This is a genomic window from Sphingobium quisquiliarum P25, assembly GCF_000445065.1.
GTDB classification, from domain to species: domain Bacteria; phylum Pseudomonadota; class Alphaproteobacteria; order Sphingomonadales; family Sphingomonadaceae; genus Sphingobium; species Sphingobium quisquiliarum.
In genome coordinates, this window is sequence record NZ_ATHO01000004.1 from 1 (window position 1) to 3,426 (window position 3,426).

Consider the following 3,426-nt stretch of genomic DNA (forward strand, 5'->3'; position numbering starts at 1 on the left):
GGATCAGGAAGCAAAAAAAGGCGGCAATAAAAAGCGCCGCTATCCCCGCGAAGATGGGGACGCGCCGTGCCCCGCCCGTATGCTTGTGAGTAACGGAAACATGGGTCCCCGCCTTCGCAGGGACGACGATGGGGGAAGGGTTAGCGTCCGGCACGGTAGGGATCGCCTTCCGCGATCTTTTCGATCCGGCCGCGGGTGACGGACAGCAGGATCTTCTTGCCCTCAAACTCCACAACGGCGAGCTTGCCGAAGGTGCCGAGCGGCAAGGCCTCCAGCATTTTCAAGGACCGGCCGTCCTGCCCCGCCATCATGCCGGGCTGATATTTGCGCCAGAGCCAGAGCGCGCCGAACGCCATGCCGCCGACCAGCGGCAGGAGAATCAGCAATTTGACGAAATACCAGAACATGGGGCGGGTCCGCGCTTATGGTTAATCGCTTTTTCGAATCAGAAAGATCGGCGCGCAGCAAGGGAAAAAGCTGTTAAGCGCGATCAGCCGCGCCGTTCGACCCCGGCCAGACGGCTTTCGGCCGTGGCGATATCGACGATGCGGATGCCGTAGCGGCCGTTCACCGTCACCACTTCCCCCTTCGCGATCAGCGCGCCGTTCACCATGATGTCGAGCAGGTCGTCGGCCTGGCGGTCCAGTTCCACGATGCTGCCTTCGGCAAGGTCCATGACCTCCGCCAGACGCAGCGAGGTGGAGCCCACCTCCACCGACATGCGGACGGGAATGTCCGCCAGCAGACGGAATTGCGGGTTGCTGACCATGCGGCTCAGCCCCGTGTCGCCCATGCCGTCCATACGCGGCGCTTCGGTCATGTCACTCATCTGGCAGGTTCCTGTGCAAGCTTTTCAATCTGGAAGGCGGCGCGGCCGTCCTGTTCGCCGATCGAGCCATGGGCGACGATGCGGTCTCCCACGATCAGCGGCAGGCTGCGGCCGATCGTGACGGGAATGATGTCACCGGCCTTCAACTTCATGAGGTCGGCAAGGGAGAGGTTGGGGCGCGCCAGCACCGTGCGCGCGGGCAGGCGGATGTCGCGCATGCGGTTGGCGATGCGGGCCTGCCAGATGGGATCGCTCTGGTCCTCGTCCACCGGGGCCCTGGCGCCCATCAGCGGTTCGACCGCGCGCAGCGAGGCGAGCGGGAAGAGGAGATCGACCGGCCATTCCTGATCGCGCGTGATGCTGATCTGAAAACGCTGGAGCACCATCTGTTCGTCAGGCTGGGCGGCGGAGGCGAAGCCGATGCCCGCTTCCCGCACGACAAGGCTGATGTCGAGGGGCAATATGTCGTCCCAGCATTCCGCCATGCGCGACATCAGCGCTTCGGAAATGCGGACGATCAGCCGGTCCTCGGTGGGCGTGAATTCGCCGCGTGCGGGCAGCGGGCGGTTGCCGATGCCGCCATAGAAGCAATCGACCAGAGTGGAGATCATCGCCGCGTCCATGCGCAGCAGCATCTGCCCCTTGAGCGGGGCGACGCGGTAGACGCCGATGCTGGAAAAAGCGGGCACATCAGCCGACCAGGCGGCGAAGTCCAGCAGCCGGGCATTGTGCGCCACCACATGCGGGCGCGCGCCGGAAATCGGCTCGATCAGGCCGCGCAAACGCCGGCCGAGCTTTTCGCCCAGCCGGTCGAGCCCGGACAGCATCTGCGGTGTCTGCGTTTCCCTGCGCCCCAGGGCGTAGGCCTGAACTTCGTTCATCATGGTCCCCTGCCCTAGCGGGCCGGGGGACTTCCCGGCCTTTCGGGCACCCCTATTGAATAACGAAATTGGTAAAATAAACGTTATCCACACCCCCATAACCCGTCTTTTGCTTCAAAATGCTGTTGATGATGGCCTTGATCTTGCCCTGAAGCTGGCGTTTGCCCTCCGGCGTCGCCAGCATCGCTTCGGGCTGTTCGGCGAGCATCATCAGCACCTGGCTGCGAATCGCCATCTCATGCGTCTTGATCGCTTCGATGACGCGCATGTCGTAATAGGTGGACACGGCGAGCGAGATCTGGGCGAAGGCGTCGGTATCCGACATATTCGAGGTGAAGGGCGTCTGGAGCTGGAAATAGGTCGCCTGATAGGCGGCCGGATTGGATGGCGCTGGCAGGTCGATGCCCTTGCCCGGCGCGTGCGCCGCCGCATGGCCTTCGCCAGCACCGCCGCCATGGCCTTCCCCGCCCATGCCGTGCGCCTTTGCAACCTCTTCGGCATTTTCACCGGCAAGGACGAGCACGGGCTTGTTCGGGTCCTCCTTTGGCCCCTCCTCCTTCGCGCCGAAGAAACCGGCGGCATAGAGACCGCCAGCAGCGCCAGCGCCGCCCAGCACCATGGCGACGACGATGAGGAGGATCATCTTCATGCCTCCCCCCTTCTTTTTCTTCGCCTTCGCCTCATCGCTCATGTGCCGGTCCCCTGAAAATCCTGATGATCAAGCGTAGCGCGCACGCACGGCGCCGCTGGCGTCCTGGCGCGCTTCCGCATGGTTAAGAACGGCAGGATCACCGGAGGATTTAGGGGAAAAAGCACTATTTTCGCGGGTTTGCCAGCGCCCCTGCTGCCCCTGTGGCTGGCCCATATTCTGGCCGCCATTCTGGGCCCAGGGGGACGCGGTCTGCGAGCCTTGCTGCTGCTGGGACGGCTGGCGCTGGGACGAGTCGCCGCCCATGTCGGATCGCGCGGCTTCGGCCACATGCGCGCGCTCCACCCTGACTTCGGCGATGCGGACGGCGGACAGGCCCGCGTCGAGCTTCAGACGGTCGCTGTCCTGCCGCAGCGCCAGTTCAGCCGCTTCGCTGGCGACGGTCAGGCTGACCGCAGCGCCATCGGCACCCTGGCGGATATCGACCTGGACCGTGCCAAGCTGATCGCCGTTGATCTGGAACCGGCCCTGCGCGCCATTGGCGGACAGCCCGGCAATGTCGCGGGCGAGCCCATCGATCCACTGGCCCGAAACGCCCATGTCGACCACCTGCGTGTTCAGGCTGGCGGACAGGTCGGCGACGGGCATGGACGGGGACGGCGCGGCCTGCGCGCCCGCCGTCAGCGGAGCCGTGGCTGCGGGAACGGACGGAGTGGCGCCGGGCGAAATCGAGGCCGCAGGAATCTCCGGCGCCGGATCGGCGTTCGGAGCGGGCGTTTCACCCTTTGCATTGGCCAGCGCTGAAACCTGCTCCCCCACATGCCGCGACGCGCCGGTCTGGCGGGCGGCGACCTGTTCGCGCACCATCTGCAACAAGGCGAGCGCCTCGGCCTTCACCGGCTTGCCGTCGAGGACGGGAGCGGCAGGCTGCGCGGTGCCGGGATTGGGCGCTTCCTGATCCGTGCCAATGGCGCGCGGCTGATCGGCGGCGGCGCGCGGAGGTTCGAGGCCGCTTTCCGCTGCGGCATTCTCCTGCGCCGGAGCAGGATTGGCCTGCTGCGGGGGAA

Annotated in this window: 4 protein-coding genes and 1 pseudogene; all 5 read right to left on the reverse strand. The window is 65.6% G+C overall.

The annotated features are described in order from the left end of the window. Positions 1-140 precede the first annotated feature (140 nt). On the reverse strand, positions 141-407 hold the full coding sequence (locus L288_RS22715) for a FliO/MopB family protein (RefSeq protein ID WP_021236401.1): 267 nt from the start codon (positions 405-407) through the stop codon (positions 141-143). Positions 408-490: 83 nt separating this feature from the next. Beyond that, entirely contained in the window at positions 491-829 is a 339-nt protein-coding gene (fliN, locus tag L288_RS22720) for a flagellar motor switch protein FliN (RefSeq protein WP_021236402.1), read from the reverse strand. Beyond that, on the reverse strand, positions 826-1,710 hold the full coding sequence (locus tag L288_RS22725; protein WP_021236403.1) for a flagellar motor switch protein FliM: 885 nt from the start codon (positions 1,708-1,710) through the stop codon (positions 826-828). Before L288_RS22725 ends, fliN begins: the two co-directional genes overlap by 4 nt. A 52-nt stretch (positions 1,711-1,762) precedes the next feature. Beyond that, positions 1,763-2,401, reverse strand: coding sequence for a flagellar basal body-associated FliL family protein (locus L288_RS22730; RefSeq protein WP_021236404.1), 639 nt, complete (start codon positions 2,399-2,401; stop codon positions 1,763-1,765). A gap of 27 nt (positions 2,402-2,428) precedes the next feature. After that, positions 2,429-3,426: pseudogene (locus tag L288_RS43355) on the reverse strand (flagellar hook-length control protein FliK); the annotation flags it as partial.